We start from the raw sequence: 21,579 nt of genomic DNA, 5'->3' as shown, positions 1-21,579 counted from the left end.
ACCGGGCGAGCCGCAGCGATGGGCCTGCCGTGCAGGACCGAGAATGATCCGATGACAACGACAAGCACACAAGAAACCTCAGACGCATTCCACGATCCGACCGGCGGACGCTTTCCGCTCGGCCTGGAAGGCCGGATCCTGTTCTGGATCGCCGTCGCCTTCTCGCTGTTCCAGATCGCGACAGCCGCCCATGTGCTCAACCTGCCGAGCCAGGTTGTGCGCGCCATCCATGTCGGCTTTCTGCTGTTGCTCGGCTTTCCACTTGTTGCCGCCGCCGCAAATCGCGCCGCCGTCTGGAAGGCCGTGGCCTGGGGGCTCGCCGTCGCCGGCACGGGCGTGGCGCTCTATCAGTGGGTCGAGTACCAGCCGCTCATCCTGCGCGCCGGCGATCCGCTGCCACGCGACATCGTCGTTGGCGTCGTCGCCCTGGCGACCGTCTTCATCGGCGCCTGGCTGATCATGGGACCGGCCCTGCCGATCATCTCCGGCGCCTTCCTGGCCTACTGCCTGTTCGGCGAATATCTGCCGTCGCCGCTCAACCACCGCGGCTATGATCTCGGCCAGGTCATCGATCATATGGCCTACGGGACGGAAGGCATCTACGGCATTCCGACCTATGTGTCGTCCACCTATATCTTCCTGTTCATTCTCTTCGGCTCCTTTCTCGAGCGCGCCGGCATGATCAAGCTGTTCACCGATGTCTCTCTCGGCCTTGTCGGCCATGCGCGCGGCGGGGCGGCGAAGGTGTCGGTGATCTCGTCCGGTCTGATGGGCACCATCTCGGGGTCGGGCGTGGCCAATGTGGTGACCACCGGGCAGTTCACCATCCCGCTGATGAAGCGCTTCGGCTACCGCGCGGCCTTTGCCGGCGGGGTCGAATCGACATCCTCCATGGGCGGCCAGATCATGCCGCCGGTCATGGGTGCAGTCGCCTTCATCATGGCCGAGACGCTGGGCATCGAATATTACGAGGTTGTCAAGGCGGCGATCGTGCCGGCCATCCTCTATTTTGCCTCCGCCTTCTGGATGGTGCATCTGGAGGCCGGAAAATTTGGCCTGCACGGCCTGCCGAAGTCCGACCTTCCCTCCCCCATCGGCGCGTTGAAGAAGAGCTGGTATCTTATCCTGCCGCTCGCCGCGCTGGTCTATCTCCTGTTTTCCGGCTACACGCCGCTGTTTGCCGGCACGGTCGGCCTGTCGATGACGGTGCTGCTGATCCTCGGCGCGAGCGTTGCGATCGGCCTGCCGAACCAGGTATTGCGCTATGTGTTCTGGATCGGCCTCGGCCTGATCGCGGCCAGTTTCTTCCGTTTCGGCATCAATGTCGTGCTGGCGGCCGCCGCGATCCTCATCCTGGTCAACATCTTCGTCAGCGGCGGGCGCGAGACGCTCGCCAACTGCCGTGACTCGCTGGCCGACGGCGCCAGGACCGCGCTGCCGGTCGGCATCGCCTGCGCCATCGTCGGCATTATCATCGGCACGATGACGCTGACCGGTGTGGCCAACACCTTCGGCCAGTACATCGTCTCGGTGGGGCAGAACTCGCTGTTCTTGTCGCTGGTCCTCACCATGCTGACCTGCATCGTGCTCGGCATGGGCATTCCGACCATCCCCAATTACATCATCACCTCGACGATCGCCGGACCGGCGCTGCTGGAACTCGGCGTGCCGCTCCTGGTCAGCCACATGTTCGTGTTCTATTTCGGCATCCTGGCCGACCTGACCCCGCCGGTGGCGCTGGCCTGCTTCGCCGCCGCGCCGATTGCGCGCGAAGGCGGGCTGAAGATCTCGTTCGAAGCGGTGAAGGTGGCGGCGGCAGGCTTCGTCATTCCCTATATGGCGGTGTACACGCCGGCCCTGATGCTGCAGGACGGCGGGCCGCTGGCCGACATGATCGGTTACTGGCCGGCGGTGGCCTATATCATCTTCAAGGCGTCTCTCGCCATTGCGCTCTGGGGTGCCGCCGTCATCGGCTTCCTGCGCGTGCGGCTCGCCGCCTGGGAGCGCGTTCTGGCCGCCGCGGCCGCCTTCACACTGATTGCGGCGCTGCCCGTCACCGACGAGATAGGCTTTGCCCTGGCGGTCCTGTTCCTGGGTCTCAACTGGTACCGGGCGCGCCGGACGTCCGATGCGGCCTCGGCCTCGAACGGCGCGGCATGAGCCTGTGCGTGATCGCCGGCGGCAAGACGGCTGTCCTTGCCGCCGCCGCCTTCACGCTTTCGTGGACGCATTCGGTCGAAAAGACGCGCTGGGAGGAATCGTGGCGCTGGACGCCGGCGGGCTTCGAAATCGTCGAGGCGCGGGTTCAGGGCTCCGGCGCCGGCATGGATCCGGGCGAGGGCGCGGTGCTGAAGGACGGCTGGTGGGTTTGGCGCCCTCGCGTGCCGGCGCAGAGCGAGATCGTGCTCGCCGCCTCCGGCGCGACCGTCGGCGGCTGGCGGATATGTGCCGACGGAGCGTGCAGGACGCTCGGCACCGAGCCGGGAGCGACGGTGGTGATCAGGCAATGCGAGGCCGGCGAGCGCTGAGCCGATCAGCCGTTTGCGGCGGCTTCCAGCGCGACCACGTCGATCTTGACCATTTTCATCATGGCCTCCGTGACCCGCTTCGCCGCCTCGCGATCCGGCCCGAACATCAAGCGCGGCAGGGCCTCGGGCACGATCTGCCAGGAGAAGCCGTACCTGTCCTTCACCCAGCCGCATTGAACCTCGCGGCCGCCATCGGCCGATAGTTTCGACCAGTATTCGTCGACTTCGGCCTGGTCCTTGCACAGGACCTGAAAGGAGACGCTGTCGTTCGGCGTGGCATCGGGGTGCGGGCCGCCGTTGAGGCACATGAATGTCTGGCCCTCGATCTCGACCTCTGCAGTCAGGGCCTGACCTTCCTTCGTGTATGGCTCGCCGCCCGCGGGCGCGCGGACGACCTCTCCCATCTGGGCGTTGCGAAACACCGATGCGTAATAATTCGCCGCTTCCTCGGCCTGGTTGTCGAACCACAGCCATGTCGTGATCTTTTTCACTGCCATCACCTCCAGACGTGAATATCTTGATGCGCGGCCGGTCTGTCAGTGCCACGACCGATGCGTCGCGGCATGCCGAACCGGGCTCGCGCCTGCCGGCGCAAGCAACTTCAAGACGACCAGGACGCACCGTTTCCGACATGGATGATCCGATTTCTGTCCGAAATCTCGCTGCGCCAGCCGCCGACCCGCTCTTGGCCACGGAACCGAACTGCATTATCTGGCCGTAAGACACTCCAAAAAAGAGTTGCAGCGATGTCCGTCACCAAACAAGCCGTTCTGAAAGCCCTTGGCACCGTCAAGGGGCCGGATTTCGAGGGGGATCTCGTCTCGCTTGGCCTCGTATCGGAAATCTTCATTGCCGACGGCAAGGTGTTCTTTTCGATCACCGTTCCCGCCGACAGGGCGCGCGAGCTTGAGCCGCTGCGGGCGGCGGCCGAACGCTGCGTGAAATCGCTGCCCGGCGTGAATAGCGCTGTTGTCGCATTGACGGCTGAAAAGAAGGGCGGTGGCATGGAACGCGCGCCGCAGCCCCGTCCCGCCGCCGCGCCAAGGCCGGCTCCCGCCGCACGTCCGCAACAGGCGCCCGCGCCGGCCGGGCGCCAGACCGGCAAGCGCGCCGTGCCGGGGGTGAAATCCATCATCGCTGTCGCTTCCGGCAAGGGTGGGGTGGGCAAATCCACCACCGCGGTCAATCTGGCCCTGGCGCTCAAGGCGACCGGGCTCAAGGTCGGCCTGCTCGACGCCGACATATACGGGCCGTCCATGCCGCGCCTGCTCGGCATATCCGGCAGGCCGGAAACGGTCGAAGGCAAGATTCTCAAACCTATGGACGGCTACGGGCTGAAGGTCATGTCGATCGGCTTCCTCGTCGAGGAGGAGACGCCGATGATCTGGCGCGGGCCGATGGTGATGTCGGCGCTCACCCAGATGCTGCGCGAAGTCGAATGGGGCGAGCTCGACATCCTCGTCGTCGACATGCCGCCCGGCACCGGCGATGCACAGCTCACCATGGCCCAGCAGGTGCCGCTCGCCGGCGCGGTGATCGTCTCCACGCCGCAGGACCTTGCCCTCATCGACGCGCGCAAGGGCCTCAACATGTTCCGCAAGGTCGAGGTGCCGGTGCTCGGCATCGTCGAGAATATGAGTTATTTCGTCGCCCCCGACACCGGCAAGCGCTATGATATCTTCGGCCATGGCGGCGCGCGTCGGGAGGCCGAGCGGCTGGGCATCGCCTTTCTGGGCGAGGTTCCGCTGGAAATGGCGATCCGCGAATCCTCCGATGCCGGAAATCCGGTCGCCGTCGCCGAGCCCGAGGGGCCGCACGCCGCCGCCTATGGGACGATTGCCGCCAATGTGCTTGCCAGCCTCGAAAATGCCGGGGGCGAAGCCGCCGCGCGCGCGCCGGCGATCGTCTTCGAATAGTCTCTGCCATGCGCGGCCGGGAGAAAGCTTGTTTGGCTGGCGATTGCCGGCTGGATTTGCTAATCCAGAGGTCGTGTCGTCGCGTGGGGTATATTTGTCGGCGGCAGTTGGAGCATGCCTGCGGTATCGCGTTGCCGAACAAGACGCGGCTGCGGGACGTTGGGGTGGAGGCGGCTGTGGGCTGCCTGTGGAACATGGTTGAAGAGTGATGGCCAGCCGTCAATACACGCGGCAGGTGGCCACGATCGTCTCGATCGACGCGGTCGGATTTTCACGCTTGATGGGGATGGACGATGAAGCGGCCGTCTCCACCTTCGAGACCTATTGCGACATCATTCGCGCCACCTGTGGCCGGCATGGTGGTCGGCCGTTCGGCGCTGCCGGAGACAGCATGATGGCGGAGTTCGGGCTGCCGTCAGGCGCTTTGCTGGCGGCGCTTGAATTTCAGGACGCCATCGCGGCGGAAAACCATGCACTGCACCCGACCAAGCGGCTGGAGTTTCGTACGGGCATAAACACCGGCCACGTCATCGTGCGCGACGAAAGCCGCTACGGCGACGACGTCAATATCGCCGCCAGGCTGCAGGAAATGGCTCCCAAGGGCGGTATCGTGATCTCCGAGACGACATGGCACCACGTGCGGGGAACGTCCTCGGCGCAATTCGTCGATCTCGGCGAGCAGGATTTCCACAACATCATCCTGCCCGTTCACGCCTATGGGGTCGACCGCGCCGCGAAGGATGCCGCACCACGGCAGGCCGAGGACTGGCCGAACGGTACCGCCGCGACGGAAGGCAATGGCAGTGACGGTCCGCCGGCGATCGCCGTTTTGGTCTTTCGCAACAACAGCGGCGACGGCGACACGCAGTACCTGTCGGAGGCGATTGCCGAAGACATCATCATGGGCCTTTCCCACACGCGCTGGCTGCCCGTGATCGCGATGAATTCGAGCTTCCAGTTTCGCGACGATGCGATGTCGGCGCAGGCCACCGGCCGCGCGCTGGGCGCGCGATATATCGTCAGCGGTTCCCTGGCCCGTCAGGGCGACAGCCTGCGCATCCGGGTATCGCTCGACGATTCCTCCACCGACCGGAACGTGTGGGCGCGCCGCTTCGACCGAGCCTTCTCCGAAATTCTCCAGGTGCAAAACGAAATCGGCAACGAGATCGTGGCGATGCTGGAAAAGGAGGTCGATCGGGTCGAGCAGATGCGGACCTTTCGCATGCCCTGGGAAAACCAGGAAAGCTGGCAATTGGTGCGCCGCGGCCGCTGGCACATGCAGCGTCGGACGCGCGAAGACGCCGAAATAGCACTCGATCTGTTCCAGCGCGCCTATGAGCGCGATCCCAATTCGAGCGCCGTGCTCAACGAGCTAAGCTGGTGGTATTTCTGGCGCGCCTGGCTGAATTTCGGCCAGTCAAACGACAATCGCGCGGACCTGGAGAAGGTGGCCGACTATGCCCGCCGTTCGCTATTCGTGGACAGCCAGGACGCCAGGCCCCACGCCCATCTTGGCATAACGGACATCATGCTGGGCCGGCCGGCCGCGGCGCTGGAGCATCTCGGCGAGGCGTTGCGCATCAATCCCAGCTTTGCCTTTGCGCGCTCGGCCATGGGCAGCGCCTATCTGCTGCTGGGCGATCATGAACGGGCGATACCGATGTTTCGCGAGGCCGATCGGCTCAGCCCCTTCGACCATTACCGTTTCCACAATCTGGGCGAGCTGGCGAGCGCCTTGTTTTTCGCCGGCCAGTGGGACGACGCCTGCGCCATGGCCGACCGTTCTCTCGAACTGGCGCCGTCCTACTGGTACGCGCGGTTTGTCAAGATCGCCGCGCTCGGCCGGCTGGGGCGGATGGAGGAGGCGCAGGCCGAGCGCCGTATTCTCCTCGCCCGCTATCCCGAATTCACCGCCGAGCAGGCGACGTGGATACCATTCGCCGACAAATGCCTGAACGGCTATCTGATCGACGCTTTCCGGCTTTCGGAGGAAGCCTGAGCGGCAGGCAGTGCCTGCTGCTAGAACATGTCCCGCTCAAACGGAATCGTTTGAGCGAAAGGTACATGTTCCAACATGTTGATCTGGCGCGCATATCTTTGCTTCAAACGTTTCCGTTTGAAGCGAACACGCGCCATTGTGAACAAGCTCACTTACACCGACCGCCGACGGCCCTACTGCCTGAAGAGTACGGACGCGTCACTGGCCTTCTTCGATCCGGGCGGATGCGGCAACGTCACATGCGATGGCAGGGGCTCGCCACAGGTGATCAGGACAAAATATTTTCAACGCGTCAGGCAGGCACAGCAGCACGATCAGCCGCTCGAAAGCCTGCCGCCGTTCGATCTGCAGCGGCTGCGCGGTGGACGCTTCGGGACTATTGTGAAATCGCTGCTTCCCGACAATCCGCGGCGGGTGTTGTCCGTATTGCGGCGCTGGCTGCCTGTGCTGAAACTGGGCGGCCTCACCTTGTTGTCGCGCAACGACGACGTTCGCGAAGTGCTCGAGAGGCAGGATGCGTTCGAGACGCCATTCGGCCTGGAAATGGCTGAAATGGCCGGCGGATCGAATTTCATTCTCGGCATGCAGGACGGACCCGGCTACCGCGCCATGAAATCAGCCGTGCTGACGGCATTTCCGCCCGCCGAAGTCGTGGCGCGCGTCCGGCCCATCGCGGCGCGCCAATCCCGCGAGATCATGCGCGGCGCGATGCCGGGCGCCAACGCCGTCGAACAACTCCTGAAGATCGTTCCCGTCCAGATTTGCCGTGACTATTATGGCCTGACGATCGACGATGAAAACGAATTCGCCGATTGGGCGATCGCGCTGTCGGCGCTGTTCTTCGGCGATCCTTTCGGCAGCCGCACGAAACGCGAACTGGCGTTGGTCGCAGCCCACCGCATGCGCGAGGCGATCGACCGGTCGATCGAGACTGTCGCCGCCGAGGCAAAGCCGGCCGATACGCCGCTCGCTCGGCTCGTGGCGATGCACAAGAGCGATCCGGACAGGGTGACCACTGCCCACGTCCGCTCGATCATGATGGGCATGGTGACGGGTTTCATCCCGACCAATCTTCTTGCGGCGGGCAAGGCGCTCGACGCCGCGCTGTCGATCCCCGAGGCGAAAGCGGCGGTCGAAGAGGCGTTGGCGGCAGGCGACGATGAAGCGCTCGATGCCGCCATTCTCGAATCGATGCGCTTCAATCCGGCGCTGCCGGCGCAGTTCCGCTATGTGCCGCGCGATACAGTCATCGCGGCGGGCACGCGACGCGAGCGCAGGCTGCCCGCCGGCTCCACCGTCGCCTGCCTGATGCAGTCGGCCATGTTCGATCCCGACGCGGTCGACGAGCCGGATGCATTCCGGCCCGGCCGGCCGGCCAAGGATTACCTGGTCTTCGGGCACGGGATCCATTGGTGCATCGGATCTGCCATTGCCAAGGTGCAGATCGGCGAATGTTTCCGCGCCCTGTTTGCCAAGCCCGGTCTGCGGCGCACTGCGGGGAGGGCGGGGCGTCTGCGATTTCTCGGCCCGTTTCCCGAGAGCCTGTGCGTGGATTTCGACCTGCCGGCCGAAAGCCGCGTGGTCGACCATGCCTTCGTCACGGTCGCCGCACCGGTGCGCGAAGGCGTCGATATCGCGGCCTTGCGCGGTGCGGTGGCGCAACTCGGCAACCCGCCTCAGGCCGATATACGCGCTGCCTTCGATGCAACGGGCATTGTTCATTTCGCCAGCCTGTCGGTGATCGGTCGGGCCGATCCCGCCGAAGAGCAGCCTGATGATCGCTATCATCTCGTCTTCGAGTTCACGGCAGATGGCCCGAAGGCCGAAGCGATTGCGGCCGTTGCCCGCCACGCCCGTCCCATATTGTGGCCGATCTTCCGTGACGGCTGCGGCCTCGACAACGAGGAGGAACTGCAACCCTTCCTGTTGCGCCACGCGATCGACGTCGCACCGGGCTTTCACAAACCCGCCGGGCTGTGCTTTGCCGGCGTGCCCGGCCATTCGGTCGCCCGCATTCGCGCCGAGGCCGCACTGGGCGGCTCGGTCATGCGCCAGCTCGAAGAAGCGGTACCGGGCGGCCCCTTGACGGTTGCCGAAAAGCTGGAACGGGTCACGCAGCGGCTTGCCGCAGACGGGTCGCGCGAATGGGTTTTCCAGCCGGCTCCCGATCGCCTGAGCGGGCCGCAGCATAGCGCCTGGGCCGCACTCTGGGGGCTTTTTCGCGATCGCGCGTTCGTCGCCGGTCTGGTGATCGCCGTACTGGCATTCTCGCTGCCCTATTATGCCGGCCTTTTTGCCGGCTTGGCGACGGGCGTGGTGTCGGCTTTCCTGCTGTTTCTGGCCGCTATCCCTCTCGGGGCGACGACATTGGCGCTCCTCGCCTTCGCGGTCTTCTGGCTCGGCCGCAGAGCCTTGAACGCCAAGGAGAAATCGGACCCCGTCCATAATGGCCTGATCCCGCCGGAGCGGTTTGCGCCGATCGCCGAGCGGGAAAACTTCTGGGCCCACAACCACCTGGCCGCCATATCCGAAATGAAGGGCGGCTGGCTGCGCGGTGTCACCCTCAGGACCGCCTTCTTCGCCATTGCCCAGTTTGCCCGCAACGTCTTTTCACCCGGTCACCTGGCCGATATCGGGTCGATCCACTTCGCCCGCTGGGTTCTGCTGCCGGGAACCGGCAAGCTGCTGTTCTTCTCCAACTACGGCGGAAGCTGGGAAAGCTATCTGGAAGACTTCGTCGTCAAGGCCCATGCCGGCCTGACGGCGGTGTGGAGCAACGCGGTCGGCTTTCCGCGTGCGCGCGACCTGTTCTGGGAGGGCGCGAGCGACGGTCCGCGTTTCAAGCGCTGGGCGCGCGCGCAACAGGTCCCGACGCTCTTCTGGTACTCGGCCTATCCGGATCTGACGACCGGCCATATCCGGGCCAATGCGCGGCTGCGCCGGGCGATCGCGCTCAATGATGCGGCCGAATGGCGTGCGTGCCTCGGCGCCGAACCCGACGCGGCAACGCCGATCGAGACTGCCGAGGTGCAGTCGATCTTCTTCCGCGGCATGGGCGACCTGGAAGCGGCCGAGATGCTGGCGGTCGCCATTCCCGATTGTGTACCCATGGCCAACCGCCGCAAATGGCTCGGCTATGTCGTCTCGAAGCTCGCCTTCGGCGACGCGCCGCCGGATGAGCGGGCGATGATCGCGGCCTTTTCGGCGCAGGGGCTTGCCCGCCTGGGTCTGGACAATGACGCCGCTCTTGCCACATTGCCGCTTTCGTTCCGGCGCGGCATGAGTCGCTCGGATCAAAGCCGTGTCCTCGGCGATGTCGGGCGAAACGATCCTGGCAACTGGGAATGGGGGCATGGCGAAGCAGGCGCCGATGTTGTTCTGGTCTGCTATGCGAAGGATGGGAACCGGCTGAAGGCCGACGTCGCGTCACTGATGCGCCGGACGCGCAGCGCCGGCCTCGCCATATGCCATCGCCTGCCGCTGACCATCGAGCGTGACGCCCGGAACAAGGCGATCGAGCATTTCGGCTACCGTGACAACATCTCGCAGCCGATGATCGCCGGCACGCCGCGTGCGCGTCGGCCCGCCGATCCGCAGCACCGGGTGGCGGCGGGCGAATTCCTGCTCGGCTATGCCGACGAGACCGGCCGGCTGCCGCCGAGCATCGCGGTGCGCGAAGCCGCCGCCGAACGTCAGCTGCGCGATATGCCGGACAATCCCGGCTGGGCCGATTTCGGCCGCAACGGTTCGTTCCTGGTCGTGCGCCAGATGGCGCAGCATGTGGACGCATTCGAGGACTATTGCCGGCGCGAGGCGCAACGCCTGGCGGCGATGCGGGGCCATGACGGCTGTGACAAGGACTGGATCGGCGCCAAGATGATGGGCCGATGGAAGGACGGCGGATCGATCGTGCGCCACGGCCTGTCCGAACCCGGCCGCGAACCCGACAATCACTTCTCCTACACCGCCGAGGATCCGGACGGCCGGCAATGCCCTTATGGCGCCCATGTCAGGCGGGCCAATCCGCGCGATTCCCTCGGGCCGGACCGGGAGACGCAGATCGCTCTCTCCAAGCGCCATCGCATCCTGCGCATCGGTCGCACCTACTTGCGCCCGGGCGGACGGGGGCGCCCGGCGGAAAAGGGGATGCTGTTCATGTGCCTGAATGCCGAGATCGAGCGCCAGTTCGAGTTCGTCCAGCAAAGCTGGGTAATGCGCCGGTCGTTTCAGTCGCTCACCGACGAGGGCGATCCGTTCGTCGGCAATCCGCAGGGCAATGGCACCTTCACCATCCCCGACCGGCACGGGCCGCTGGTTCTCAAGGGGCTCGATTCCTTCGTCACCGTTCGCGGCGGCGGCTACTTCTTCATGCCCGGCCGGGCCGCGCTTGCCCATCTGCTGGCGCGGCTGTCGGACCAGAGGTCAGGGGTCGCTTCCTGATCTGACGAACATCACACAAGAACAGCGTCGCCGTCAGTCGTCGGGCGCCGCTCCGATCTCCTCCAGCAGACGCCGATTGCGCATGCGGATGCCGCCGCGGCGAATGTCGATCAGCCCGTGCTTGCGCCAGTCGGTCAGCGTCTTGTTGACCGATTCGCGGGTTGCACCGAGAAATTCGGCAAGTTCGGATTGGGAGATGGTGATCCAGCCTTCCTCATCGGCGATGAGCCGGTTAAGGAAGTCCAGGCGCCGGGCCAGCCGCGCCTCGATCTTGAGCAGGGCCTGGTCGCCCAGTTCGGCACTGACGAACCGCAGCCTGGCGCACAGGAGTTCGATCAATGCGCTGGCCAGCCTGGGCTGGCGCTCGATGCGGTCGAACATCTGGCGCCGCGAGATCGAAACGAGCGTGCAATCGGTCATGCAGGTGGCGGTCGCCGTGCGCAGACCGCCGTCGAGGGCGGCGATCTCGCCGATAACGGCCTTCCTGGTTTCCATATTGGCGACGAGCTTGCGCCCGCCGGGTGAGAAGATTGCGATTTCTAGCGTGCCGGCAAGAATGCCGTAGACGCGGTCGGCCGGATCGTCCTGCATGAACAGGCACTGGCCGGCATGATAGGTCTCGCTGGGGCAGCCTTCAAACAAGACGTCGAAAAGCTCCGGCGAAAGCCGCGAGCCGATCGTTCTGTCTTGCCCCTTGTCGGGCAGTCCGTGGCTTGTCATCGTCTCGTCCGTTCACAATCCGCCCGCCCGCCGAGCCCGGTTGCGCCACACCTGAATTCCCTCGCGGGGCCGAACTCTTCGGCCGATTGAAATTGAACAACGGCCGCCGGCAGGTAAACTGCCGGTCGATGGGCCGGCCGCGCCGGCAAAAAAAGGAAACCCAGCATGAGCCCTGTCGCAACAATATTGCATGAAAAGCGAAATGGATACAGCGTCATAACGCTAAGCCGGCCGGATCGCCTCAATGCCTTCAACGAGGCCCAGCACAAGGAGCTGCGGGCGGCGCTGGATGAGTGCGAGGCTGACATGGCCTGCGGCGCCGTCGTGCTGACGGGCGCGGGCAGGGGATTTTGCGCCGGGCAGGACCTGTCGGACCGTGCTCCGGGGAACTCGAACGAGCGGCCTGACCTCGGCCATACGCTGGAGACGTGGTACAATCCGCTGGTACGCCAGATCCGTCGCATGCCCAAGCCGGTCATTTGCGCGGTCAACGGCGTGGCTGCGGGCGCCGGCGCCAATATCGCACTCGCCTGCGATATCGTGATCGCGGTGAAGTCGGCGAAATTCATCCAGGCCTTTTCCAGGATCGCCCTCATCCCCGACGCCGGCGGCACCTATTGGCTGACCCGGCTCGTCGGTGAAGCGCGGGCCAAGGCGCTGGCGCTCACGGCCCATCCCCTGCCGGCCACGGATGCGGCCGATTGGGGGCTGATCTGGAAGGCGGTCGATGACGATGCGCTGATGACGGAGGTTGCTGCGCTCGCCGAGCAGTTTGCCGCCGGGCCAACACATGCCTATGCACTCACCAAGCAGGCGATCCATCAGGCGTCGACGAATTCGCTCGACGCGCAACTCGACCTCGAACGCGAATTGCAGCGCGAGGCCGGCATGTCGGACGATTACAAGGAAGGCGTGGCGGCCTTTCTCGAAAAGCGCCCGGCCGATTATCGCAAGGCGAAGACGAAGTAGGCGCCCTGCCGAAGCAACGGCGATCACATTCCGGCGCAAGCTTACATCGCGCCCGCGCCCGCGCCCAGCAGCCAGGCCCCGGCCGCGATCAGTGCTGTTCCGGCAATGCGCGACAGAATACGATTGGGCGGCAGGACTTTTTCGGCCAGAACGAAGATCGCGATGGCCGCAATCCACAGCATGTTCATGACGCCGCCGACGAACAGGAGCGCCATCAGGGCCCAGCAGCATCCCACGCAGTAAAGGCCGTGCTTGAATCCGATCTGCAATGAACCGAGCGCGTCGCGGCGGAACCCGCCATGGCGCTGGATGAAGTAGAGCGGCGTCTGGCAATTGGCCAGACAGGCATCCTTTTGCGGCGTCCATTGATAGAGGCCGGCTGCGACAAGGATGATGCCGCTCAGCGTGTTGCTCGCGCTCGTCATCGCCGGCGTGAGAAGGAGCGCCTGCTCCAGCCCCCACTGGCCGATGGTGGCGAACAGCGAGAACAGGCTCCAGGCCATGAGATATCCGCCGGCGAAGAACCCGGTCGCCGCCAGCGGCTGGCCCTTCAAGGCCGCCTGTCGCCCGACCCGGGCGTAGAGCAGGATCATCGGCGCGGCCGACGGCGTCATCATGCCGATCATCATCACCACCCACATCACGACCATGAAAATGAACTCGGTCGTGCTCCAGGCGTGCACGTCCGGCGCCATGACGGAGCCGGGTATCATGCCCGGCATCGCCATTCCGGCCATGCCCTCCATGTCCATCGATCCGGCCAGCCAGAAGAGATAGGCCCAGGAAACGATGACGAGTGTCGCAAGCGCGCCAGCGACGATGAGCCGGTCGCGCCGCAACATTGTCTCGAGGACGGTGTCGGTCATCGCATCAGTGGACGACGCCGGTTTCCGTCAGATGCAGGCGACCGAAATGCGCGTGCGAATCCTCGAGTTTCATGGCAATCGGCCCCTTCGTCTCGGCCCAGCCGCGGCCGACCTCGCACGTGTCGTATTCGAAGCCGGAAGGCAGGTTGATGCGGGCGCGATGCGGATCACCGGTAACCGGATTGCGCACCGGCTCGCCGGAGGCCTCGACCCAGCCCGGCACGTTCACCCGCGCCATGCGGTTGTCGGGATCGACCTCGAACTCGATCTTTTCGAATACGGGTTCATGGACCTTGTCGAAGGTGGCCGAGAAGACCTGGAAGAAGGTCGCGCCCGGCTCGGTATCCTCGCCGCTCATGATGCGCAGCAGGGCCTCCCTCTGCTTGTCCGAGGCGCGCTCGTCAACGATCGGGACGACCTGCCCGCCGCCTTCGTGAATGGCGCCGGGCCACGTCACGATAATGCCGATCTTAAGGCCGTCTAGCGTCGTGTCGCCATGATGACCCTCCTCGATATCGACGAAGCCGATGGCATGGCAATTGCCATGAGTCGGGCGGGCGTTGAACTGGCACGGACAACCATAGGCGCAATTGCAGTGGATGAATTCGCGTCCTTTGAGCGTCCATTGTGTATCGGGCATCATCACCTCCTGTGTTCCGTCGTGAAACGGCCGAAGAAAATCGGATGATCCCCCCTCAATGTGCCCTGGAATTCTACGCCACGCGGCCCGGCCCGCCAATTAGATAGAAAGAGTTAGCGGGTAGTGCGTGCAACGGCGATCGACGCCTCTACGCCAGCTTGTGCCCGGGGCCAATAAATCGCGCTGCGAAATGCCCGGCCGGCCGTGGGCCGAGCCGGCAGGTCGCGTCATCTGCGCGTCGCGGAGCTTATCCCGCGGTGATCTTTTGGTTCAGATTGGAGAAGAACTGGCCGGCGAGCTTTTTCGAGGTCGACAGGATCAGCCGGTTGCCAAGCTGCGCCATCTTGCCGCCGACATCGGCGTTCACCGTGTAGGTCAGCACCGTTTCGCCGGGGCCGTCTTCCTTCAGCTCGACATCGGCCCCGCCCTTGGCGAAGCCCGCGACGCCGCCCTTTCCCTCGCCCTCGATGCGATAGGAATGCGGCGGGTTCAGGTTCTTCAATTCGACATTGCCATTGAACCGTGCCTTGATCGGCCCGATCTTCATCGCCACGGTCGCGGCCATCTCGGTATCGGAATTCTTCTCCAGGCTCTCGCAGCCGGGGATGGTCGCTCGCAGCACTTCCGGGTCGTTGAGTGCCTGCCACACCGTGTCGATCGGCGCTGCGATGCGTTCTTCCCCCTCCATCTTTACGGCCATGGCCTCTCCTCCATACCTTGCTGGACGATTGGGAGTAGCGCAGAGCGGCGTTATTGTCCATTAACGCAATGAGACGGAAAATCACGATGCATGGAGGATGGCATGACCGGATATGACGGAAATCGGGGGTCGGGCACGAAGCTGCGATCGCAGCAATGGTTCGACAACCCTGCCGATCCGGGCATGACGGCACTCTATCTGGAGCGCTATCTCAATTTCGGATTGACGCGTGAGGAACTGCAGGCGGGCAAGCCGATCATCGGCATCGCCCAGACCGGCTCGGACCTGTCGCCCTGCAACCGCCACCATGTCGAGCTTGCCAAACGGGTGCGCGCCGGCATCGAGGCTGCCGGCGGCATTCCCTTCGAGTTCCCCTGCCATCCGATCCAGGAGACCGGCAAGCGCCCGACTGCCTCGCTCGACCGCAATCTGGCCTATCTGTCGCTGGTCGAGGTGTTGTACGGCTATCCGATCGACGGTGTGGTCTTGACGATCGGCTGCGACAAGACCACGCCGGCGCTCTTGATGGCGGCGGCGAGCGTCAACATTCCGGCCATCGCGCTGTCGGTCGGTCCGATGCTCAATGGCTGGCACAAGGGCCGGCGCACCGGCTCCGGCACGATCGTATGGGAATCGCGCGAGCGGCTGGCCGCCGGCGAGATCGACTATGACGAATTCATGGATATCGTCGCCTCTTCCGCGCCTTCGGTCGGCTACTGCAACACGATGGGCACGGCGACGACGATGAATTCGCTGGCCGAGGCGCTCGGCATGCAGCTTCCCGGTTCCGCGGCGATCCCCGCGCCCTATCGCGAGCGTGGCCAGATGGCCTATCACACGGGGCGGCGCATCGTCGAAATGGTGCATGACGACCTGAAGCCCTCCGACATCATGACGCGCCAGGCGTTCGAGAACGCGATCGTCGTCAATTCGGCAATCGGCGGCTCGACCAACGCGCCCATCCACCTGAACGCGATCGCCCGCCATCTGGGCGTCCCGCTCGACAATGACGACTGGCAGAAGCTCGGCCATCATGTGCCGCTGCTGGTCAATCTGCAGCCGGCGGGCGAGTATCTGGGCGAGGACTACCACCATGCCGGCGGCGTGCCGGCGGTGGTGGCCGAATTGATGAAGGCCGGCCTCTTGCCGCATCCCGACGCGGTCACGGTCAACGGCCGGCCGATCGGCCAGAACTGCGCGGAAGCCGAAAATCTGGATCACAAGGTGATCCGGCCGGTCGACGACCCGATGAAGCCGAATGCCGGCTTCATCAATCTCAAGGGCAATCTGTTCGATTCGGCGATCATGAAGACGAGCGTGATCTCGCTGGAATTCCGCGAGCGCTATCTGTCCAATCCGGACGATCCCGAAGCCTTCGAGGGCAAGGCGGCGATCTTCGACGGACCGGAGGACTACCACGCCCGCATCGAGGACCCGGCACTCGGCATCGACGAGCACACGATCCTGTTCATGCGCGGCGCCGGCCCGGTCGGCTATCCGGGCGGCGCGGAGGTGGTCAACATGCAGCCGCCGGCTGCCCTTTTGAAGAAGGGTATCCATGCGCTGCCCTGCATCGGCGACGGGCGCCAGTCGGGCACGTCGGGCTCGCCGTCGATCCTCAACGCCGCGCCGGAAGCCGCCGTCGGCGGCGGGCTGGCGCTTTTGAAGTCGGGCGACCGTGTGCGCATCGATCTGAGGAAGGGCACCGCGGACATCCTGATCAGTGAAGTGGAACTTCAGGAGCGCCGCGCCGCGCTGGTCGAAGAGGGCGGGTATCGCTTTCCCGCGCACCAGACGCCGTGGCAGGAGATCCAGCGCGGCATTGTCGACCAGTTCGATCAGGGCATGGTGCTGAAGCCGGCGGTCAAATATCAGAAGATCGCCCAGAAATCCGGTGTTCCGCGCGACAATCATTGAGCGGTTCCAGATCGGTTCACCGCTTCGCGGGATCGATGCGCCGATCCCGTCAGGCGGCAGCGGAGCGGCGTCCGGCGACGGCCGCGAGTTCGCGGATGCCCGGCTCGATGTGCTGCAGCGCGATGGAGGAAATGCCCAGCCGCATGAAGCGCTTCGGCGCCCGTGCGGAATCGAAGAACCGCGCCCCCGGCTCGATCAGCACGCTGCGCTTGGCGGCGGCTTCCGCCAATTGGCCGGAATCCATGCCCTGCGGACCTTCCAGCCACACCGACGTACCGCCGGCCGAGTCCGTCAGCCGCCATTCGGGCAGGTAGGAGCCGAGCGCTTCGACGAGGCGTTCCCTGCGTTCGGCAAACGCCGTCGACAGCCTGCGCACCAGCGCGTCGTGATGGCCGAGCGACAGGAACAGCGCCACGGCCCGTTGGTTGTTGGCCGGCGGATGGCGCAGCATGAAGCGGCGCAGCGCCCGCAATTCGGCCACCAGGTCGGCCGAGGCGACGATGTAGCCGAGCCGCAGCCCCGGGGCGAGCGTCTTCGACATCGACCCGACATGAATGACCCGGCCCGAACGATCGATGCTCTTGAGCGCCTGCTGTGGTGCATCGTCGATAAGCTGGCTGTCATAGCCGTCCTCGATGATGATCTGGTCGTTGCGCGCCGCAGCCTCAAGCAGTGCCGCCCGCCTTGATTCGCTGAGCGGTACCATGGTCGGGGAGTGGTGGCTCGGTGTGACGAAGATATAGTCGCAATCAGCCGGGATCTCGTCGACCACGATGCCCTCGTCGTCGACCCGTATCGGCACCACCTCGGCCCCGGCGAGGCGGAAGATCGAGCGTGCATCCGGATAGCCCGGATCCTCCATGGCCACGCGCGTGCCGCGCGACATCAGGAGCTTGGACAGCATGTAGAGCGCGTGCTGGGCGCCCAGCGTCACGATGATCTCGTCCGGATTGGCGAAGATGCCGCGCCGCGGCAGGAGCCGCGCCTGGATCTGCTCGATCAGCAGCGGGTCGTCGCGATCGACCATGTCGGCCGCCCAGTCGCGGATCTCCAGAACGGCCAGCGCCATCCTGTTGCATTCGCGCCATTCCGCCGTGGGGAACAAGGTCGGGTCGAACTGACCATAGATGAAGGGATAGGAGGACTTGATCCAGTTCTCCATCTTCATCGGCGGTGGCATCTCGCTGGCGGCGATCTTCCGGCGCGCCTTCCAGTCGACCCCGTTGCCGAATCGGTCGCTGCGCGGTGCGGGCTTCGTCGGCGCCGTCAGCACCTCCGGATTGACGAAATGGCCACGTCTCTCCTTGGCGATCAGAAAGCCCTGGTCGACGAGCTGCTGAAAGGCGAGCACCACCGTGCCGCGCGCCACGCCAAGCTTTTCCGCCAGGATGCGGCAAGACGGCAGCGGCATCGAAGCGGCGATCTGCCGGTCGAGAATCGCTGCTACAATGGCCTGGCGGATCTGCGCCTGCAGGGTCTGGCCGGAATCGGGCGATATGGTGAACAGACCAGACCAGATTGCATTGTCGTTTCGTGTCGCCATGGTTCGCTCCTGCGCGGCGGAACGTAAACATGTGAACTGCTTTACGCAAGCCTGGTCCAATCGCTTGCGCCAACGATGTTGCCCGCCTGCTGACATGGCCGAGGCAGGGGCGAAGCCTTCATCATGACATTGCCGCATCGCTTCTGTTAGAGCATTTTGCAGTCGGGTGGAAACCTGACGTCGCATGAGTGCGGCTGAAGGGATCTGGCGCGCGTTCGCTTCAAACGGAAACGTTTGAGCGGGACATGTTCTAATGAGCGCCTTGACGAAATCGAACATGCGGAGTGCCGTCGTGGACCGAAAAGCATTCGATACAGTTCTTGAGACCTTGCGGGAACATGGGCGTTCGGCCGCGGCGCGCGACCTGCGCGCGGCCTTTGCCGCCGACCCTGAGCGCCACGGCAAGTTCTCGCTCATCCTGGACGACCTGTTGATCGACTGGTCCAAATGCGCCGTAGACGAGACGTCGATGCGGCTTCTGGCCGAACTGGCCCTGGCGGCCGGGCTGGAGATGCGCCGCGACGCCATGTTCGACGGCAAGCGCATCAACACCACCGAGGATCGTGCCGTGCTTCACGTGGCGCTGCGCACGCCGCCGGGCAGAGCGGTCATGCTCGATGGCGCAGACGTCATGCCCGACGTTCTTGCCGTGCTCGACGCCATGACGACATTTGCCGACGCCGTGCGTTCCGGCAGCATGACAGGCGCGACGGGCGAACGGATCACCGATGTCGTCAATATCGGCATCGGCGGCTCCGATCTCGGGCCGGTCATGGCGACGGCGGCGCTGGCACCCTACCATGACGGCCCGCGCACCCATTTCGTCTCCAATGTCGACGGCGCGCATATTCACGACGTGCTGGCGGGGCTCGATCCAAAGACGACGATGTTCATCGTCGCCTCCAAGACCTTCACGACCATCGAGACGATGACCAATGCCGGCACGGCGCGGAGCTGGATCGAGGCGGCACTCGGGGCCGAGGCGATCCCGAGCCATTTTGCCGCTGTCTCGACCGCGCTCGACAAGGTGGCCGAATTCGGCATCGACGAGAACCGCGTCTTCGGCTTCTGGGACTGGGTCGGCGGGCGCTATTCGCTGTGGTCGGCCATCGGCCTGCCGATCATGCTGGCCATCGGGCCGCGAAACTTCCGCGACATGCTCGCCGGCGCCCACGCCATGGACGAGCATTTCCGCACGGCGCCGCTTCTGGAAAACCTGCCGGTGATCCTCGGCCTTGTGGGCTTCTGGCACCGGGCCGTGTGCGGCTTTCCGGCCCGCGCCGTCATCCCCTACGACCAGCGCCTCGCCCGCCTGCCGGCCTATCTGCAGCAGCTCGACATGGAATCGAACGGCAAGAGCGTGTGCGTCGACGGCTCGCCGGCGACGACGCCGACGGGGCCTCTGGTCTGGGGCGAGCCGGGCACCAATGGACAGCACGCCTTCTTCCAGCTCCTGCACCAGGGAACCGACATCATCCCGGTCGAGTTCATCGTCGCGGCGCAGGGCCATGAGCCGGAACTGCGCCATCAGCACGAGCTTTTGATGGCCAATTGCCTGGCGCAGTCGGAAGCGCTGATGAAGGGGCGCACGCTGGAGGAGGCGAAAAGCCAGCTTCTGTCCAAGGGCATGGACGAAGCGGAGGCCGAAGCGCTTGCCCCGCACCGCGAGTTCGCCGGCAACCGTCCCTCGCTGACCATCGCCTATCGCCGCCTCGATCCCTTCGCTCTTGGCCGGCTGATCGCGCTTTACGAGCACCGCGTCTTCGTCGAGGCGCAGCTTTTCGGCATCAACGCCTTCGATCAATGGGGTGTGGAACTCGGCAAGGAGCTTGCCACCCAGCTCCTGCCGGTGGTGCAGGGCAAGGCGGATGCCTCGGCCAACGACGCTTCGACCGCCGGCCTCGTGCGCCACCTGCGCGGCCTGGCGGAAGGGGTCTGACGTGACCATCAAGGGGATCGTCTTCGACAAGGACGGCACGCTGGTCGATTTCCATGCCACATGGTTCGCCATCGGCGACCGTCTGGCACTGGAGGCGGCCGGTGGTGATCGCACGCGCGCGGACGAGCTGGTGAGCGAGGCCGGGTACGATTTCGCGTCAGCGCGTTTCAGGGCCGATTCCGTCTTTGCCGCCGGCACCAATGCCGACATCGTAGCCCTCTGGTATGCCGGGCAGCCGGCCGAAACGAAGCGTGCGATGATCCGCCATTTCGACGAGGTCACGGCCAGGGAAGGTGCACTGCAGGCGACGCCGGTCGTCGGAACGCGCGAGGCGCTCGCCGAACTCCACGCGCATGGTTACAAGCTGGCGGTGGCGACGAACGATTCGACCGCAGGCGCTGAACAGACGCTGGTTGCGCTCGGTGTGGCGCAGATGTTCGTTGCCGCTTACGGATATGACGCCGTCGCCAATCCCAAGCCGGCACCCGACGTCATCCACGCGTTTTGCGACCTCACGGGATTGCGGCCGGGCGAGGTCGCCATGGTCGGAGACAACCGGCACGATCTGGAAACGGCGCGCGCGGCAGGAGCCCTTGCCGTCGGGGTTCTTTCGGGAACCGGTACGCGTGAAACACTCGCCTCGCGCGCCGACCATATCCTCGATTCGGTCGCCGACCTTCCGGGGTTATTGGCGAGGCGTGATTGCTAGACTAGAACCGCGTTCGCACCCAGTGCGACGCCCGCATGGGCAAGGCGTTGATCGAGTGTGCAAAGAGTGGCGCCGCGACCGGACGCAGCCGCCAGATGCAAGGCGTCCCCGGCTCTTAAACTCAAGTCGTGGCGATCTGCGAAGCGAGCTGCTGTGCGGAAATCGATGGGAGTGACCGGAACCGTGACGAATGAATCGGCTACAATTTGCGTAAAGGCCGCGAGGATCTGAGCGCGGTCGTTCTCCCCAATGTGGCGCGTGCGCATCTTGATCGACAGTGCTGATGAGAATTCGGTCACGACCCAGTCACTAATCGCCAGCTGTTCGCTCGCCTGTTCGGCGAACCAACGCTGCACGCGGGCCGTTGCTATTTCATTGGTGAACGATGCAACGAGGACGGAAGTGTCCACGTAAAGCATCAATAGCGGTCCTCGTCCCGCATCTTGCGAACAAACTCTCCGGCCGACAGCGGCTGCATAGGCAGCGTTGCAGTGAGGGCGCGCAGCGCTTCTACATCTATTGGGCGCTTCTCGCGCTCTGCCCCAATCAACTGAGCCACCGGCTTTCCACGGCGTAGAATGCGCACGGTTTCTCCTGCAGCGGCCTTGTTGACAAGTTCGCTGAGATGCGCCTTCGCTTCGGCGAGATTGACGTCATTCATGGCATATTCCTGACCAATTAGTTGGTCAGATA

Annotated in this window: 17 protein-coding genes; 9 read left to right on the top strand and 8 right to left on the bottom strand. The window is 64.7% G+C overall.

From position 1 onward, the window contains the following. The first annotated feature begins 51 nt into the window (after positions 1-51). Both GM909_RS16955 and GM909_RS16950 read left to right on the top strand, forming a co-directional pair. Entirely contained in the window at positions 52-2,160 is a 2,109-nt protein-coding gene (locus tag GM909_RS16955) for a TRAP transporter permease (protein ID WP_157017958.1), read from the top strand. Beyond that, entirely contained in the window at positions 2,157-2,528 is a 372-nt protein-coding gene (locus GM909_RS16950) for a DUF1850 domain-containing protein (RefSeq protein ID WP_157017956.1), read from the top strand. Before GM909_RS16955 ends, GM909_RS16950 begins: the two co-directional genes overlap by 4 nt. Before the next feature lie 5 nt (positions 2,529-2,533). Here GM909_RS16950 and GM909_RS16945 read toward each other — a convergent pair whose 3' ends face one another. Continuing rightward, a complete protein-coding gene (locus tag GM909_RS16945; RefSeq protein WP_328600466.1) occupies positions 2,534-3,025 on the bottom strand; it encodes a VOC family protein in 492 nt (163 codons plus the stop codon). Between the two features lie 249 nt (positions 3,026-3,274). Here GM909_RS16945 and GM909_RS16940 point away from each other — a divergent pair, with 249 nt between their 5' ends. The 3 genes from GM909_RS16940 (at position 3,275) to GM909_RS16930 (ending at position 10,883) form a co-directional block, all read left to right on the top strand. Beyond that, positions 3,275-4,444 carry an Mrp/NBP35 family ATP-binding protein gene (locus GM909_RS16940; RefSeq protein WP_157017952.1) on the top strand — a complete coding sequence of 390 codons (1,170 nt, stop codon included), beginning with the start codon at positions 3,275-3,277 and terminating at the stop codon, positions 4,442-4,444. A 208-nt stretch (positions 4,445-4,652) separates the two neighbouring features. Beyond that, complete coding sequence (locus tag GM909_RS16935; protein ID WP_157017950.1) at positions 4,653-6,443, top strand: adenylate/guanylate cyclase domain-containing protein; 1,791 nt, start codon at positions 4,653-4,655, stop codon at positions 6,441-6,443. 138 nt (positions 6,444-6,581) lie between these two features. Beyond that, entirely contained in the window at positions 6,582-10,883 is a 4,302-nt protein-coding gene (locus GM909_RS16930) for a cytochrome P450 (RefSeq protein WP_235911945.1), read from the top strand. A 33-nt stretch (positions 10,884-10,916) separates the two neighbouring features. Here the strand turns inward: GM909_RS16930 and GM909_RS16925 are convergent, their stop codons facing one another. After that, entirely contained in the window at positions 10,917-11,603 is a 687-nt protein-coding gene (locus tag GM909_RS16925) for a Crp/Fnr family transcriptional regulator (RefSeq protein WP_157017948.1), read from the bottom strand. Between the two features lie 165 nt (positions 11,604-11,768). On the opposite strand from GM909_RS16925, the gene paaG reads away from it, so the two are divergent. Then, a complete protein-coding gene (gene paaG, locus GM909_RS16920) occupies positions 11,769-12,572 on the top strand; it encodes a 2-(1,2-epoxy-1,2-dihydrophenyl)acetyl-CoA isomerase PaaG (RefSeq protein ID WP_157017946.1) in 804 nt (267 codons plus the stop codon). 41 nt (positions 12,573-12,613) lie between these two features. Here the strand turns inward: paaG and GM909_RS16915 are convergent, their stop codons facing one another. From GM909_RS16915 to GM909_RS16905, 3 genes are all read right to left on the bottom strand, one after another. Then, the gene (locus tag GM909_RS16915; RefSeq protein WP_157017944.1) at positions 12,614-13,438 is read right to left on the bottom strand and encodes a DUF2182 domain-containing protein; all 825 of its coding nucleotides are present in this window, start codon (positions 13,436-13,438) and stop codon (positions 12,614-12,616) included. Positions 13,439-13,442: 4 nt separating this feature from the next. Next, positions 13,443-14,078 carry a DUF1326 domain-containing protein gene (locus tag GM909_RS16910; RefSeq protein ID WP_157017942.1) on the bottom strand — a complete coding sequence of 212 codons (636 nt, stop codon included), beginning with the start codon at positions 14,076-14,078 and terminating at the stop codon, positions 13,443-13,445. Positions 14,079-14,325: 247 nt separating this feature from the next. After that, complete coding sequence (locus GM909_RS16905; RefSeq protein WP_157017940.1) at positions 14,326-14,778, bottom strand: SRPBCC family protein; 453 nt, start codon at positions 14,776-14,778, stop codon at positions 14,326-14,328. A gap of 102 nt (positions 14,779-14,880) precedes the next feature. Between GM909_RS16905 and GM909_RS16900 the strand changes: the two genes are divergently transcribed. Further along, on the top strand, positions 14,881-16,695 hold the full coding sequence (locus tag GM909_RS16900; RefSeq protein ID WP_157017938.1) for an IlvD/Edd family dehydratase: 1,815 nt from the start codon (positions 14,881-14,883) through the stop codon (positions 16,693-16,695). A 49-nt stretch (positions 16,696-16,744) separates the two neighbouring features. Here the strand turns inward: GM909_RS16900 and pdxR are convergent, their stop codons facing one another. After that, positions 16,745-18,238, bottom strand: a complete 1,494-nt coding sequence (gene pdxR / locus GM909_RS16895) for a MocR-like pyridoxine biosynthesis transcription factor PdxR (protein ID WP_157017936.1) — start codon at positions 18,236-18,238, stop codon at positions 16,745-16,747. 277 nt (positions 18,239-18,515) lie between these two features. On the opposite strand from pdxR, the gene pgi reads away from it, so the two are divergent. Together pgi and GM909_RS16885 are read left to right on the top strand one after the other, a co-directional pair. Next, positions 18,516-20,177, top strand: a complete 1,662-nt coding sequence (gene pgi / locus GM909_RS16890; protein ID WP_407941310.1) for a glucose-6-phosphate isomerase — start codon at positions 18,516-18,518, stop codon at positions 20,175-20,177. Position 20,178: 1 nt separating this feature from the next. Continuing rightward, positions 20,179-20,886 (top strand): HAD family hydrolase, encoded by a 708-nt coding sequence (locus GM909_RS16885; protein WP_235911944.1) that lies wholly within the window; start codon positions 20,179-20,181, stop codon positions 20,884-20,886. Here GM909_RS16885 and GM909_RS16880 read toward each other — a convergent pair. Both GM909_RS16880 and GM909_RS16875 read right to left on the bottom strand, forming a co-directional pair. Next, entirely contained in the window at positions 20,883-21,305 is a 423-nt protein-coding gene (locus GM909_RS16880) for a type II toxin-antitoxin system VapC family toxin (RefSeq protein WP_198174289.1), read from the bottom strand. The genes GM909_RS16885 and GM909_RS16880 overlap by 4 nt on opposite strands. After that, positions 21,305-21,547, bottom strand: a complete 243-nt coding sequence (locus tag GM909_RS16875) for a type II toxin-antitoxin system Phd/YefM family antitoxin (protein WP_157017928.1) — start codon at positions 21,545-21,547, stop codon at positions 21,305-21,307. Before GM909_RS16875 ends, GM909_RS16880 begins: the two co-directional genes overlap by 1 nt. Between the last annotated feature and the right edge of the window lie 32 nt (positions 21,548-21,579).

This window comes from Mesorhizobium xinjiangense, assembly GCF_009749525.1.
Taxonomy (GTDB): domain Bacteria; phylum Pseudomonadota; class Alphaproteobacteria; order Rhizobiales; family Rhizobiaceae; genus Mangrovimarina; species Mangrovimarina xinjiangensis.
This window is presented reverse-complemented; position numbering and strand designations above follow the sequence as displayed.